Source organism: Mesorhizobium sp. M0227 (assembly GCF_040321855.1).
Lineage (GTDB): Bacteria > Pseudomonadota > Alphaproteobacteria > Rhizobiales > Rhizobiaceae > Mesorhizobium.
Genome location: NZ_JAMYSJ010000052.1, coordinates 1 through 13201, shown reverse-complemented (window position 1 = coordinate 13201; position 13201 = coordinate 1). Strand labels below are relative to the sequence as shown.

14 protein-coding genes and 1 tRNA gene are annotated in these 13201 nt (G+C 63.4%); 8 read left to right on the top strand and 7 right to left on the bottom strand.

Annotation, left to right across the window (positions count from 1 at the left end; all coding sequences use genetic code 11):
* Window positions 1–25: 25 nt before the first annotated feature.
* Genes NKJ00_RS31805 through NKJ00_RS31795 form a run of 3 tightly spaced genes read right to left on the bottom strand, consistent with a single transcriptional unit; the run spans window position 26 to window position 2669 of the window.
* Window positions 26–922, bottom strand: coding sequence for an HlyC/CorC family transporter (locus NKJ00_RS31805; protein ID WP_128304682.1), 897 nt, complete (start codon window positions 920–922; stop codon window positions 26–28).
* On the bottom strand, window positions 919–2061 hold the full coding sequence (aroB, locus tag NKJ00_RS31800) for a 3-dehydroquinate synthase (protein ID WP_352632546.1): 1143 nt from the start codon (window positions 2059–2061) through the stop codon (window positions 919–921). Before aroB ends, NKJ00_RS31805 begins: the two co-directional genes overlap by 4 nt.
* Window positions 2058–2669: a shikimate kinase gene (locus NKJ00_RS31795; RefSeq protein ID WP_128304684.1), complete on the bottom strand. Its 612-nt coding sequence runs from the start codon at window positions 2667–2669 to the stop codon at window positions 2058–2060. Before NKJ00_RS31795 ends, aroB begins: the two co-directional genes overlap by 4 nt.
* A 209-nt stretch (window positions 2670–2878) precedes the next feature.
* Here NKJ00_RS31795 and NKJ00_RS31790 point away from each other — a divergent pair, with 209 nt between their 5' ends.
* The 5 genes from NKJ00_RS31790 (at window position 2879) to NKJ00_RS31770 (ending at window position 6782) form a co-directional block, all read left to right on the top strand.
* Window positions 2879–3031, top strand: coding sequence for a hypothetical protein (locus tag NKJ00_RS31790; RefSeq protein ID WP_013529356.1), 153 nt, complete (start codon window positions 2879–2881; stop codon window positions 3029–3031).
* A 16-nt stretch (window positions 3032–3047) separates the two neighbouring features.
* Complete coding sequence (locus NKJ00_RS31785) at window positions 3048–3965, top strand: site-specific tyrosine recombinase XerD (protein WP_352632544.1); 918 nt, start codon at window positions 3048–3050, stop codon at window positions 3963–3965.
* 99 nt (window positions 3966–4064) lie between these two features.
* Window positions 4065–5015 carry an acetyl-CoA carboxylase carboxyltransferase subunit alpha gene (locus NKJ00_RS31780; protein WP_023811063.1) on the top strand — a complete coding sequence of 317 codons (951 nt, stop codon included), beginning with the start codon at window positions 4065–4067 and terminating at the stop codon, window positions 5013–5015.
* Between the two features lie 217 nt (window positions 5016–5232).
* Entirely contained in the window at window positions 5233–6531 is a 1299-nt protein-coding gene (locus NKJ00_RS31775) for a L,D-transpeptidase family protein (RefSeq protein WP_127295953.1), read from the top strand.
* An 8-nt stretch (window positions 6532–6539) separates the two neighbouring features.
* Window positions 6540–6782, top strand: a complete 243-nt coding sequence (locus tag NKJ00_RS31770; RefSeq protein ID WP_023811061.1) for a sulfurtransferase TusA family protein — start codon at window positions 6540–6542, stop codon at window positions 6780–6782.
* Window positions 6783–6785: 3 nt separating this feature from the next.
* Here NKJ00_RS31770 and NKJ00_RS31765 read toward each other — a convergent pair whose 3' ends face one another.
* Together NKJ00_RS31765 and NKJ00_RS31760 are read right to left on the bottom strand one after the other, a co-directional pair.
* Complete coding sequence (locus NKJ00_RS31765; RefSeq protein ID WP_352612719.1) at window positions 6786–7904, bottom strand: CobW family GTP-binding protein; 1119 nt, start codon at window positions 7902–7904, stop codon at window positions 6786–6788.
* Window positions 7905–7907: 3 nt separating this feature from the next.
* Entirely contained in the window at window positions 7908–9071 is a 1164-nt protein-coding gene (locus NKJ00_RS31760) for a D-alanyl-D-alanine carboxypeptidase family protein (RefSeq protein WP_352612717.1), read from the bottom strand.
* Window positions 9072–9282: 211 nt separating this feature from the next.
* On the opposite strand from NKJ00_RS31760, the gene NKJ00_RS31755 reads away from it, so the two are divergent.
* The 3 genes from NKJ00_RS31755 to NKJ00_RS31745 all read left to right on the top strand — a co-directional run bounded on the left by NKJ00_RS31755 (window position 9283) and on the right by NKJ00_RS31745 (window position 11275).
* Window positions 9283–10446 carry a M20 aminoacylase family protein gene (locus NKJ00_RS31755; protein WP_352441763.1) on the top strand — a complete coding sequence of 388 codons (1164 nt, stop codon included), beginning with the start codon at window positions 9283–9285 and terminating at the stop codon, window positions 10444–10446.
* An 83-nt stretch (window positions 10447–10529) separates the two neighbouring features.
* Window positions 10530–10606 (top strand) — tRNA-Arg (locus tag NKJ00_RS31750).
* 108 nt (window positions 10607–10714) lie between these two features.
* Window positions 10715–11275, top strand: a complete 561-nt coding sequence (locus NKJ00_RS31745) for a cytochrome b (RefSeq protein ID WP_352612715.1) — start codon at window positions 10715–10717, stop codon at window positions 11273–11275.
* A 172-nt stretch (window positions 11276–11447) separates the two neighbouring features.
* Here the strand turns inward: NKJ00_RS31745 and NKJ00_RS31740 are convergent, their stop codons facing one another.
* Both NKJ00_RS31740 and NKJ00_RS31735 read right to left on the bottom strand, forming a co-directional pair.
* Window positions 11448–11801: a cupin domain-containing protein gene (locus NKJ00_RS31740; protein WP_024503728.1), complete on the bottom strand. Its 354-nt coding sequence runs from the start codon at window positions 11799–11801 to the stop codon at window positions 11448–11450.
* Window positions 11802–12139: 338 nt separating this feature from the next.
* The gene (locus NKJ00_RS31735; RefSeq protein WP_023811055.1) at window positions 12140–13033 is read right to left on the bottom strand and encodes a sugar phosphate isomerase/epimerase family protein; all 894 of its coding nucleotides are present in this window, start codon (window positions 13031–13033) and stop codon (window positions 12140–12142) included.
* Window positions 13034–13201 lie beyond the last annotated feature (168 nt).

Sequence of the window (13201 nt, the reverse complement as noted above, 5' to 3'; positions counted from 1 at the left end):
ACGTGCCCCGGCCTCCCTGCGCGTATCAGGTGTCGCCGGCTGGCCTGATCCTCAGCCTTGCGATCCGGTTCTTGTCGCGTTTCATCACGACGAAGCGCTTGCCGTGGAACGTAAAAGCCTGCTTCTCCTCGGGGATCGATTGCGTTTCGTGGATGACGAGGCCGGCAATGGTGGTGGCCTCCTCATCCGGCAGGTTCCAGTCGAGAGCCCGGTTGAGGTCACGGATGGGCACCGTGCCGTCGACGACGACGGAGCCGTCGGCCTCCTGCTTGACGCCCTGTATGTCGACATCATGCTCGTCGGCGATCTCGCCGACGATCTCCTCGATAATGTCCTCCAGCGTCACCAGCCCTTCGACCTCGCCATATTCGTCGACCACGACGGCGAAATGCGCCTTGCGGCGAAGGAAGGCGTTGAGCTGTTCCTGCAAGGTCGTGGTGTCGGGCACGAACCAGGGTTTCGAGGCGATCTTCATCACGTCGATCCGGGAGAAATCGTTGCCGACTTCGTTCAAGGCGCGCAGCAGATCCTTTGCATGCAGCACGCCGACGATGTTGTCGAGCGAGCCTTTCCACAGCGGCATGCGGGTGTGCGGGCTTTGCAAAATCTCGCGCACCACCGCTTCCGGCGCATTGTCCGCATTGACCGAGCGCATGTTGGTGCGGTGGACCATGACGTCGGAGACTTCCAGCTCGGCGAGATCGAACAGCCCGCCGACGCGGTCGCGATCCTCGCGCACCACCTGGCCGTCGCGGCGGAAATCGTCGACCGCACCGCGCAATTCGTCCTGGCTGGAACGCTGCGGCTCGATGCGCGAAAGCTCGTATCCGAACATGGCAAGCAGGCGCGTGCGCACGGCAACGAGCAGCACGATGAGGATGGCAAGGACGGCGACGACGATCCAGCCGGGCTCGTTGGTCATCTCGGCCGCATCTTCTGCTGGTCAGGATGGTTTTCAGTCAGAAACGACAGCACTTCCGATGCCGGAACATCTTTGGCAATGAAAGCCTGGCCGATGCCGCGCGTCAGGATGAAGGTCAGCGCGCCGCGTGACACCTTCTTGTCCTGGGCGATGAAGGCAAGCAGAGCCTCGGCGTCAGGCAATTCGCCCGGGATGTCGGCTATCCGCCAAGGCAGGCCGACGGCGCGCAGATGCGACTCGACGCGCGCGGCATCGTCGGGGCTGGCCAGATTGAGCCGTGACGAGAACCGGTAGGCCAGCGCCATGCCGATTGCGACGCCTTCGCCATGGACGAGGCGGCTTCCGTCATATTGGGTGGCGGCTTCCAGCGCGTGGCCGAATGTGTGGCCGAGATTGAGCAACGCGCGGTCGCCGGTCTCGAATTCGTCGCGCGCAACCACATCGGCCTTGGCGCGGCAGGCTTCGGCAATAGCCTGCGCCCTCTCCGGCCCGCCGGCAAAAACCTGGACCCAATTCTTTTCCAGCCAGGCGAAAAATTCCGGCCGGTCAATGAGCCCGTATTTGGCGAGTTCGGCATAGCCGGCGCGGAATTCGCGGATCGGCAGCGTGTCGAGCACGCCGGTGTCGGCCAGCACCAGTTTCGGCTGATGGAAGACGCCGACAAGGTTCTTGCCGCGTGGGCTGTTGATGCCGGTCTTGCCGCCGACCGAGGAATCGACCTGAGCCAGCAGCGAGGTCGGGATCTGCACGAAATTCATGCCGCGCCGCACGATGCCGGCGGCAAAGCCGGCAAGGTCGCCAATAACGCCGCCGCCGAAGGCGATGACGATGTCGCCGCGCTCCAGTTTCGCAGCCAGCACACCGTCGACCACCTCTTCGAGACGGGCAAAACTCTTGGTCTTCTCGCCGGGCGGCAACGTGATCACGGCGGTCTGGATGCCGCCCGTTTCGAGGCTGGCCTGAAGGGCAGCGAGATGCGCTGCCGCGACATTGGCGTCGGTGACGACCGCGGCGCGCGTGCCCGGCAGCCGGCGCGCAATCTCCGCGCCCGCGCGGGCCAACAACCCCGAGCCGATCAGAATGTCATAGGTCCGATCGCCAAGGCCTACTTCGACGACAACGGGTGCATCGATGCTCACGATTCCACCTCGCCCGCCGCAGCCGCCTCATCGATGCCGAAATGCCGGCAAAGCGCGTCCACCACCTCGGTCGCGATGACTTCCTTGCGGTCGTCGCGGGTCGGCACGGTGACGTCCGATGTCGCGTAGACCGGATAGCGCTCGCCCATCAGCCGCTTCAGCACGGCGCGCGGATCGGCACTTTTCAACAATGGCCGGTTCTGCTTCTTGGAGACGCGGTCCATCAGAAGATCGAGCTCGGCCTTCAGCCATACCGACACGCCCTGCGCTGCAATCGCCTCGCGCGTCTGCGCATTCATGAAGGCGCCGCCGCCGGTCGACAGCACCTGCGGGCCGTTTTCCAGCACGCGCAGGATGACGCGCTGCTCCAGCGCCCGGAATTCGGTCTCGCCATAGCGCTCGAACAGCTCCGGAACGGTCATGCGCGAGACGCTTTCGATCTCCTGGTCGCTGTCGATGAAGGGCAGCGCCAGCATCGTCGCCACCTTACGGCCGATCGCCGTCTTGCCGGCGCCCATCAGTCCGACGAAGACGACGGAACGGCTGCCCAGCCGGCCAAGCAACGCGGCGTGGGTCTCGTCTGGAGGATTTGCTGGCAGCGCGTTCATTGGATTGTTCGAAGGCCCTCTTTGCCGGCGTATCGACATGAAAAGCCCGTTTGCGTCAAGCGTGGCAAGTGCCTTGAACCCGATATGGACCGGCAGGGTCTGCATCAGAAGTTGCTAACAGGCCCCAGCTTCTTCCTTGAATTGGCCGGATTGGCGTCCCATAAGGGGCAGGGTTTGGAAACGCAGAACAAGAAGACGGGCGAAAATTGATGCCGACACTGTTTCGCTTTGTCGTGGTAACAGCGATTCTGGCTGGCATTGCCTATGGTACGATGTTCGCCCTGGTGATGTTCGTCGAGCCAAAGAAGGGGGAAATGAGCGTGCGCATCCCTCCGGAAAAGCTGAACCCCAAGAAAAGCTGAACCCGAAGAAAATTGAATGAACAGCGCCGCCCGCATCGAAGCCTTTCTGGAAATGATGAGCGCCGAGCGGGGCGCGGCCGAAAACACGCTTTCCTCCTACCGCCGCGACCTCGAGGACGCTTCTGGCGCGATCGATGGCGGGCTGGCCACTGCCGCCGCCGCCGATATCCGCGCCTATCTCGACGACATTGCCGCCCGCGGCTTTGCAGCCACCTCGCAGGCGCGCAAACTGTCGGCGATCCGCCAGTTCTTCAAATTCCTCTACGCCGAAGGCCTGCGCGGCGATGACCCGACCGGCACGCTGGACAGTCCGAAAAAGGGCCGCCCGCTGCCCAAGACGATGAGCGAGGCCGACACCGGCCGGCTGATCGACCGTGCGGCGCTTGAGGCCGGCGGTGTCTCGTCGGGCGATGGGGACAGTCTGGCGTCACTGCGCCTGCATGCGCTGGTCGAGGTGCTTTACGCCACCGGCCTGCGCGTTTCGGAGCTGGTCGGCCTGCCGGTGACGGTGGCGCAGCGCGACGACCGTTTCTTCATGGTGCGCGGCAAGGGCGACAAGGAGCGCATGGTGCCGCTCTCCGCCAAGGCGCGCACGGCGATGAAGACCTGGCTTGCCGCCCGCGCCAGGGTGCCCGCCTTTGCCGACAGTCCGTTCCTGTTTCCGGCCGCCTCCGACAGCGGCTATCTCTCGCGCCAGGTCTTCGCGCGTGACCTGAAGGGGCTGTCGGCAAGGGCCGGCATCGCCTCGGCGAAGATCTCGCCGCATGTACTGCGTCATGCTTTCGCCAGCCATCTCCTGCAGAACGGCGCCGATCTCAGGGTCGTGCAGCAATTGCTTGGCCATGCCGACATATCGACGACACAGATTTACACCCATGTGCTGGAAGAGCGGCTGGTGCGGCTGGTCAACGATCATCATCCGCTTGCCGACTAGGCCTCATATCGCTATGTGAGGACGACATTTCACCGCCCGGAGCCTTGGATTCAAGGGTTCCGTCAGCCATTGCCTTCCGACGTATCGGTCCGCTCACGCATGTACAACTACCTCGATTTCGAAAAGCCGGTGCAGGACCTCGAGGGCAAGATCCTCGAGCTGAAGAAGCTTGCCGAGAACGGCGAGGCGGTCGATGTCGGCGACGAGATCAGCCGTCTCGAGAAGCGCTCCCGCGACGCGCTGCGCGACGCCTACAAGGCGCTGACGCCGTGGCAGAAGGTGCAGGTGGCGCGCCATCCCGACAGGCCGCATTGCGTCGACTATATCAAGGGCCTGTTCACCGATTTCACGCCGCTGGCCGGCGACCGCAATTTCGGTGAGGACCAGGCGATCGTCGGCGGTTTCGCCCGTTTCCGCGGCGAACCCATTGCCATCATCGGCCAGGAAAAAGGTTCCGACACAGCCAGCCGCCTGAAGCACAATTTCGGATCGGTTCGCCCGGAGGGCTACCGCAAGGCGGTACGGCTGATGGAACTGGCCGACCGCTTCAAGATCCCGCTGCTGACGCTGGTCGACACGGCTGGCGCCTATCCCGGTGTCAACGCTGAAGAGCGCGGCCAGGCGGAGGCTATCGCCCGTTCAACCTCGACCTGCCTCGGCCTGAAAGTACCGTCGATCTCGGTGGTTATCGGCGAAGGTGGTTCGGGCGGAGCCATTGCCATCGCCACCGCCAACCGCGTCTACATGCTCGAACACGCCATCTATTCGGTGATTTCGCCGGAAGGCGCCGCCTCTATCCTGTGGCGCGACACGACGCGATCGAAGGATGCGGCAACCAACATGAAGATCACCGCGCAGGACCTTCTGGAGCTGAAGATCATCGACGCCATTATCCCCGAGCCGCTCGGCGGCGCGCATCGCGGCGCCGAAACCGTGATCGGCGCGACCGGAGACCTCATCGCCAGGACGATGAAGGACTTTGCCGGCGCCAACACCGATTTCCGCGAGCAGCGCCGCGAAAAATACCTGGCCATGGGCCGCAGTCTCTGACCGCATGCAGCCTTGGCGGCCACAATGTGGCGGAGCGGAGCATTTTTGCCACAAAAATGCCGCTGCATTCGGCTCAATGAGACTGCCGCAGGGGGATGCGTCGGCTCTTGCGGTAAGGAATTTGTTAGGGTTAACGGGCTTAGGGTCCGTCGATGCGCAGTGCAGCAGCCGGGGCAGGAAACGTCCTGGCGCCAGAGAAAAGACGATATCCGCAGCCATGTTTATCAAGCTTGCCCGCACCGGAATCCTGATCGCCGCCCTCGGCGTTGCCGGCTGCAACAATTCGTCGATGAAGGATTTCGCGCCGGAGGCCAACAAGCCGCTGCCCGACAAGATCCTCGCCGACATGAGAGCCAAGGGCATGGTCCGCACCTCGTCGGTGATGGCTCGTATCTTCAAGGAAGAAGGCAAGCTCGAGATCTGGAAGGCCAAGACCAACGGCCGCTACGACATGGTCGCCAGCTACGACATCTGCAAATGGTCGGGCAAGCTCGGGCCGAAATACACAGAAGGCGACCGCCAGGCGCCGGAAGGCTTCTACACGGTGCGCCCGGCGCAGATGAATCCGCGCTCGAACTACCATTTGTCCTTCAACATCGGCTATCCCAACGCCTATGACCGCGCCAATGGCCGTACCGGCTCCAATTTGATGGTGCACGGCGCCTGTTCGTCGTCGGGCTGCTATTCGATGACCGATGCGCAGATCGAGCAGATCTATGCCTTCGGCCGCGATGCTTTCCAGGGCGGCCAGACCGAGTTCCAGATCCAGGCGTTTCCGTTCCGCATGACTGCCGCCAACATGGCGCGCTACCGCAACGACCCCAATTACGACTTCTGGAAGATGCTGAAGGTCGGCTACGACAATTTCGAGATCACCAAGGTGCCGCCGAAGGTCGATGTCTGCGAGAAGCGTTATGTCTTCAACCAGGTTGCCGCCGACGGTCAGACATTCGACCCGACCGGCGCTTGCCCGGCGACGACGCAGCCTGATTCGCTGAAGAGCGCCTACAATTCCTACATGAGCACCTACGACGCGGCATTCAGCGGCGCGGTCAAGGCCAGCGTGCCGGCGCCCAAGCCGACCATCGCCGGTATCAAGGAAGCCAGCATCGTCTCCGACTGGTCCAAGCGCCGCGCACGCGGCGAACGCGTGCCGATCGATCCGCCGTCGCTCAACAATGACGGCTCGGTCACCGAGACGGCACGCATGGGCCGCATCGATTCGCCCGCTGGCCGCAAGATGGCGGCCCTCGACGCCGAAAAGGCGGCCAAGCAGAAGGCCGAGGAGCAGAGGCTCGCTGCCATAGAGGCGGCCAAGCAAGCCAAGGAAGCCGCCAAGGCTCAGGCTCTGGCCGAAAAGGAGGCCGAAAAGGCCGCCAAGGAAGCCCCTGTCGCCACCGCGACCATCGCGGCCCCTTCGGAAGCGGCACCGATGGCTGAGACGCAAGCGGCGAGTGCCGACGAGAGCCGCGTGACGAAGCTGAAGAACAAGCTGCTCGGCATGTTCGGCGGTTGATTTCGCCCGTGGATGATCGCGCCGCTATTTATGACCTCAAGGGGCTGAACTGCCCCTTGCCCGTGCTCAAGGCCAAGAAGCGCTTGGCCGGGATGCAACCGGGCAGCCGGCTGTGGCTCGAAACCACCGACCCGCTCGCCGTCATAGATATTCCGGCATTCTGCTCCGAGAGTGGCCACCAGTTGATTGAAACGGCGGCGGTCTCCGGCGGCCATCGCTTTCTGATCGAGCGCGGCGAACAGCAATCGTAGAGTTCAACGCCCGGCAATCGCCAGCGGGTTGTTTTCCAGCGCGGCGCGGTCGGGCGTATCGATCGACGGCCGGTTGGTGAAGGCGGTGAACAGCCTGCGGATATAATCTTCGGGCATATCGAGCGTGATCAGCACCAGCCGCGTGCCGCGCTGGCCATCGGGCCAGGACGGCAGTTGCACCGGCGGATGCAGGATTTTCTGTACGCCATGGATCACCAGCGGCCGCGACGGGTCTTCCCTGAGTTCGATGACGCCCTTCATGCGCAGCAGATGCTCGCCATGCGTCGAACGCAGCAGGTCGAGGAACATCTCGATCGCCGAAAACGGCACCGGGCCGTCATGCACCAACGAATAGGAACGCACGCGCGAATCGTGGCGATGCCCATGGTCACGGCCATGCTCGTGATCATGTCCATCATCATGATTGTGATGATGGTGATCATGCGCTGCTTCCTCGCCCAGCCAGCGCCGCACATCGGCGGATTTGGTTGCAGGGTTGTAGAGGCCGCAGTCAAACAGCGCCGCCACGCCTGTCTCCGTGTCGCCGGCATCGAGCAGTTCGGCGCCCGGATTGATCTGCCGCAGGCGCGCCCGAAGCATTTCCAACTCATTGGGATCAGCGACCAGATCGGCTTTGCTGAGCACGATGCGATCGGCGACGGCAGCCTGCTTCACCGCCTCGACATGGGCGTCGAGCGTGGCGTTGCCGTTGACGGCATCGACCAAAGTGATGACGCCGTCGAGCCGGAAGGCCTGGATCAGTGCCGGATGCGCCATGATCGACTGCAGCACCGGCGCCGGGTCGGCAAGGCCGGTGGTCTCGACGATGACGCGGGCAAGACGGGCGATGCGGCCGGTCTGCAGCCGGTCGACTAGGTCGGCCAGCGTATCGACCAGTTCACCGCGCACCGTGCAGCACAGGCAGCCGTCCGACAGCTGGATGATGCCGTCGGAAGACTGCTCGACCAGCAGATGGTCGATCGCCACCTCGCCGAACTCGTTGATGATCACCGCCGTATCGGCCAGCGCCGGATCCTTGAGCAGCCGGTTGAGCAACGTCGTCTTGCCGGCGCCGAGGAAACCGGTCAGCACCGAGACGGGGATCGGGAAGCCGCTCGCCATTGGCTAGTTCGCAACCTTGGCCGGCCGGTCGCCCTGTGCGGCGGAGCCGGCAATCTTCGGGCCGGTGCCGGCCGGTGCCGGCCTGTCGGGCCGCCAGCTCGGGATCGGCACGTCGGCGTATTCCTGGCCGCCCTGGTCGAGGATGGCCTTCGGCGCCGGACCGGTGGCGCCGCCAAGGCCGACGGCAACCAGTGTCGGCACATGGTCGAGTTTTTCCTGATAGGGTGATTTCGGCACGTTCTTGGCGACGACCGGCGGCGCCTCGGACTGTTCCGCAGGCGCCTTCTTCTTGCAGACCTCGTCCTGCATGTCGTTGGGCGAGACGGTGTCGCCATAGGGCGCCAGCGTGGTGACGGTGGCCGAGCCGGCGGCAGGCGCGTCAAAACCTTGATCGAGCAGTTTTGCCGCGGTCTCGGCACGTGTGACCGCCGATTTCTCGCCAAGCACCACCGCCACCAGCGTGCGCCCGTTGCGGGTCGCCGAACCGATCATGTTGAAGCCGGAGGGGCAAACAAAGCCTGTCTTCATGCCGTCGGCGCCAGGATAACGGCCGATCAACAGATTGTAGTTCGGGATCACCTTCTTGCCGACGGCAAGGCCTTCGATCGAGAACCACGGCACATATTGCGGAAATTCGCGGCGGATCGCCATCACCAGCACGGCGAGGTCGCGCGCCGTCGTGTACTGATCCGGCGAATAGAGCCCATTCGGATTGACGAAATGCGTGCCGTTCATGCCGAGCCGGGTCGCCTCGGCGTTCATCCGCTCGGCAAAGGCCGCCTGCGAACCGCCGACATTTTCGCCCACCGCCATGGCGATGTCGTTGGCCGATTTGACCAGCATCATCTTCAGCGCGTTGTCGAGCCGCATCACCGAGCCCGGCTTGAAGCCCATCTTGCTTGGCGGCTCGGCGGCGGAGTGCTTGGTCACCTTGATCGGCGAATCAAGCTGAACCTCGCCGGCGGCGATCGCCCGAAAGGTGACATAAGCGGTCATCAGCTTGCTCAGCGACGCCGGATACCAGCGCTTGAACGCGTCCTGATGCTGCAGGATCTTGCCGCTGCCGAGATCGAACACGACCACCGGATTGGCCAGCGCCGGCCCGGCCAGGACCGACAGCGCGATTGTGCCAGCCGAGAATAGTTTGAGGAAATGCCTGTACCGCATGATCAAATCCGAAATCGCCTCTTGCCGTAGTCGCCCCTGGCTCCGTAAGATTTCGTTACGCGATCGCCAGCATATGGTCCGGCCCTCAAAAACCGGACCCATTGTTGCGGTGCTATTTACTCTATGTGACGCCAAGATGGCAAAGTGCCTGGCGATCACAATTGCAAGGCAGCGGCCAACACCGCTGTCCCAACAGCGAGATGGAACCATCATGCCAATCCTGAACCGTGCCGCCGAAATGCAGGACGAAGTTGCCGGCTGGCGCCAGCATCTGCATCAGACGCCAGAACTGAACTTCGACGTCTTCAAGACCGCCGCCTTCGTCACCGAGAAGCTGAAGGCCTTCGGTTGCGACGATGTGGTCACCGGCCTCGGCAAGACTGGCGTGGTCGGCATCATCCGCGGCCGCCAGGGCGAAGGCCCCACAATCGGCCTGCGCGCCGACATGGACGCGCTGCCGCTCAACGAGATATCAGGCAAGCCCTACGCCTCGACCATCCCCGGTAAGATGCACGCCTGCGGCCATGACGGCCACACCGCGATGCTGCTGGGCGCGGCCAAATACCTCGCCGAGACGCGCAACTTCACCGGTTCGGTGGCGGTGATCTTCCAGCCGGCCGAAGAGGGCGGCGGCGGCGGCAACGAGATGGTCAAGGACGGCATGATGGAGCGTTTCGACATCTCCAGGGTGTTCGGCATGCACAACATGCCGGGCCTGCCTGTCGGGCAGTTCGCCATTCGCCCGGGTCCGATCATGGCGGCGACCGCCGAGTTTACCATTACCGTTAGGGGAAAGGGCGGCCACGCGGCGATGCCGCACGGCACGATCGACCCGATCGTCATCACCAGCCAGCTGGTCGGCGCCTTGCAGACGATCGCCTCGCGCAGCACCGACCCGGTCGAGGCCGTGGTGGTGTCGGTGACCAAGTTCCACGCCGGTGACGCCTACAACATCATCCCCGAAACCGCTGAAATCGCCGGCACCGTGCGCACCTTGCGCAAGGAGATCGCCAAGAAGTCCGAAGAGCGCATCCGCAGCATCTGCGACGGGCTGGCGACCGCGTTCGGGGCAAAGATCGAGGTCGACTACCAGGCAAATTACCCCGTGACCTTCAACCACGCGGAAGAGACGGTGTTTGCCGGTGATGTCGCGATGAGTGTCGCCGGCGACGCCCATGTCCACCGCGGCATCCAGCCCGTGATGGGCGGCGAGGATTTCTCCTACATGCTCGAAGCCCGCCCCGGCGCCTTCATCTTCATCGGCAATGGCGACACCGCCGGTCTCCACAACCCGGCCTACGACTTCAACGACGAGGTCATCCCGCACGGCATGAGCTACTGGGTGAAACTGGCGGAAACCGCGCTGGCCGCCTGACGGCGGCAGCGCAAAGTCGGCCGAATTGCCTTCGGCCGGCCTCTTGGCGAAACGATCCGAAGCGGCTATGTGTCTGGCCGCGTGGTCCCGTAGCTCAGTAGGATAGAGCGGCAGATTCCTAATCTGTAGGTCACAGGTTCGATTCCTGTCGGGATCACCACGCTTTTCAAAGACTTGGTGAGCCGCCATACTTCTTCGCGAAATTGGCCCGCTGGAGCGGATGAAACCATCACGCCCTCTTGCATTTGACAACAGTCGAGCTTCGGATGTGAAGGAGAACCCTCGCCTGCGCTGGCATTTCGGCATTCGTCTGTTGCATTGGCTGACCGTGATCGCGCTCGCGGCGCAAATCGCCATTGCCTTCGGGCCGATGGACGGGCCGGGTATGGCGACGATGAACTGGCTTCCGCTTCACATGTCGATCGGCGTGACGATCCTTGCCATCATCGTCCTCAGACTTTGCTGGCGCATCTTTACCCGCGCCCCTGTCAGGCAAGCCTCACGGCCCATGCGGTTTGCGACGGCTTTCTTCCATATGTTTCTCTACGTTGCGATTCTCGCCGTCCTGATAACGGGATGGCTGGGCTACCGGCCAATGCCTTTCATGCCTCCCGCGCGGCTTTTCGGAAACTTGCCTGTGCCGTTGGCGCCGTCCGTCAGCGCGCTTTCGGCAAGGGGATTCGCACTCATCCATGCAAAGCTGGTCTGGGTATTGCTTGGACTTGCCGGTGTTCACATCCTGGCTGCCCTGGTGCATTTCGTGCTGCTGCGCGATGGCGTCATGCGAAGCATTTTCTTCAGCCGGTCGAACACCGCATCGCGGGAATAGAAAATGCCGCTTGCGCATGAGGACGGCTGCTCATGCCGCCTAGCCTACGCGACAAGAGCGACGAACACGCCAAGGTTCAGGCGTGCCGCGCCTGCTCCGGGATGCGGCAGTGATACGGTCCTGCCGTGACAGCAACCGCACCGTTTTCCGCACGCGGGGTCGCCGATCCGCCTCAGCCAACCCTGACGACAAAATGCTTCGTCACCGGCTCGATGATCTTCCAGGTTCCCTTGAAATCGGCTTCCACCACGAAGGCATCGCCGGGGCCGACCTCGACCGGCGTGCCGCCGTCCGGCGTAATGATGATGCGGCCGGCGATCATGTGCACGAACTCATAGTCGGTATAGGTGGCGTGATAGGTGCCGGGCGTCGCGCGCCAGGTGCCCGACAACACCTTGCCGTCCTCGGTCGTGTGCTGGACGGCGGTTTGCATGGTCGGCCTGCCCTCGACGACGATCCAGCCAGCCAGATCGCCGGCGTCCGCGTGTTCGACGGTGCCGAATTTGAGGATTGTCTCGCGTGTCATGTGCTGGGCTCCGTTTGGTGGATTGCGTGGCGTTGTTTGCCTAGCCGGTCAGATAACCGATGCACCTGCCGCGGGCAATGCCGGCGCCAACGGCCGGCACCTTGGCTGACGGTGCATCGAACAAAAAACCCGCCTGTGCGGCGGGTCACTGGCGCAAATCAGCACCATAGACAAATATGTACCATAGCTGAGGTCACCGGGTCAAGAAAAAATTCCTATCTCGGAAAAACCGGCGGCACAAAAGCTGCCAAAACGGCTACCACGAGGCCTTTTGTTAATCTGAGTTCGAAACCCAGCCCTGCGGCGCACGCGGCGTCCTTCGGCTCTCGACGGGCGGGTCAGGGTTTGTGCCGCGCCGAGACGAGTTCCGCCTTGCGCCTTGCCGTCTCCATTCCCAGACCGATGAAAGCACGCGCGTGCTTGGCCAGCGCCATGTTGTCCGTCCAGAGATTGCGCCAGATCGCGGTCTTCTTCGACAGGTTCTCATCGACGATTTCCGAAGAGAAGGATTCGAAGCTGAGGTCGTCGCTGTAGCCGATGGCCGTCAGCGCATCGAAGATCGCGGCGAAATCGATATTGCCGGTGCCGAGGAAACCGCGATGGCTCTCGCCGATATGGACATAGCCGATCTTATCGGCGGCATGACGGATGGCCAGCCCGACATCGGCCTCCTCGATGTTCATGTGGAAGGTGTCGAGATGCAGGAAGATGTTGTCCGAGCCGGTGTCCTCGATGAAGGCCAGCCCTTGCGCGGCGGTGTTGAGCAGATTGCTTTCGAAGCGGTTGACGATCTCGAGGTTGAGCGTGACGCCGGCCGCCTTGGCTGTCTCGGCAACCTTGGCCAGCGTGCCGGCACTGCGCTGCCATTGATCGCGCGTCGGCGCCTCGACCTGCAATCCGTGGCTGGTGGAGAGAATGCCGGCGACCTTCCGGCCGCCGAGATCGCGCGTCAGCGCGATGGTGTCGTTGAGGATTTCGACGCCGCGCGCGGCAATCGCCTTGTCGGCGCTCGAAATGTCGCCATCAACAGGCAATCCGATGCTGATCGCCACGCCGAGGCCAAGATCGGCGATGCGCCTGGCAAGCCCGCCGATGTCGACATTGGCGGGGTCGAGATAGGAGAATTCGATGAGGTCGAAGCCGGCCTCCCTGGTGTTGGTCAGCGTGCGCTCGAGATCTGCCTGAGCCGAGCTCGCCGACCAGACGAAAGAATGGATTCCAATACGCGACATCATCGTCTCCGGTGCTGACAAGAGGTGGGGGGGGGGGGGGCCCGCCCCCCCCCCCCGGGGGGGGGTTTTGGGGGGGCGGGGGGCCGCCGGGATTGGAGAAGGTTGTGGGGCGGGGGGGGGGGTGGGGGGGGCGGGGCCGGGGGGGGCCCCGGCCGCGGGGAGGGCCCC

What these genes read in the sequence shown, in the direction of transcription:
- NKJ00_RS31805 (WP_128304682.1), bottom strand. Translation starts at nt 922, where the DNA reads ATGACCAACGAGCCCGGCTGGATCGTCGTCGCCGTCCTTGCCATCCTC.
- NKJ00_RS31795 (WP_128304684.1), bottom strand. Translation starts at nt 2,669, where the DNA reads ATGAACGCGCTGCCAGCAAATCCTCCAGACGAGACCCACGCCGCGTTG.
- NKJ00_RS31790 (WP_013529356.1), top strand. Translation starts at nt 2,879, where the DNA reads ATGCCGACACTGTTTCGCTTTGTCGTGGTAACAGCGATTCTGGCTGGC.
- NKJ00_RS31785 (WP_352632544.1), top strand. Translation starts at nt 3,048, where the DNA reads ATGAACAGCGCCGCCCGCATCGAAGCCTTTCTGGAAATGATGAGCGCC.
- NKJ00_RS31780 (WP_023811063.1), top strand. Translation starts at nt 4,065, where the DNA reads ATGTACAACTACCTCGATTTCGAAAAGCCGGTGCAGGACCTCGAGGGC.
- NKJ00_RS31775 (WP_127295953.1), top strand. Translation starts at nt 5,233, where the DNA reads ATGTTTATCAAGCTTGCCCGCACCGGAATCCTGATCGCCGCCCTCGGC.
- NKJ00_RS31765 (WP_352612719.1), bottom strand. Translation starts at nt 7,904, where the DNA reads ATGGCGAGCGGCTTCCCGATCCCCGTCTCGGTGCTGACCGGTTTCCTC.
- NKJ00_RS31760 (WP_352612717.1), bottom strand. Translation starts at nt 9,071, where the DNA reads ATGCGGTACAGGCATTTCCTCAAACTATTCTCGGCTGGCACAATCGCG.
- NKJ00_RS31755 (WP_352441763.1), top strand. Translation starts at nt 9,283, where the DNA reads ATGCCAATCCTGAACCGTGCCGCCGAAATGCAGGACGAAGTTGCCGGC.
- NKJ00_RS31740 (WP_024503728.1), bottom strand. Translation starts at nt 11,801, where the DNA reads ATGACACGCGAGACAATCCTCAAATTCGGCACCGTCGAACACGCGGAC.
- NKJ00_RS31735 (WP_023811055.1), bottom strand. Translation starts at nt 13,033, where the DNA reads ATGTCGCGTATTGGAATCCATTCTTTCGTCTGGTCGGCGAGCTCGGCT.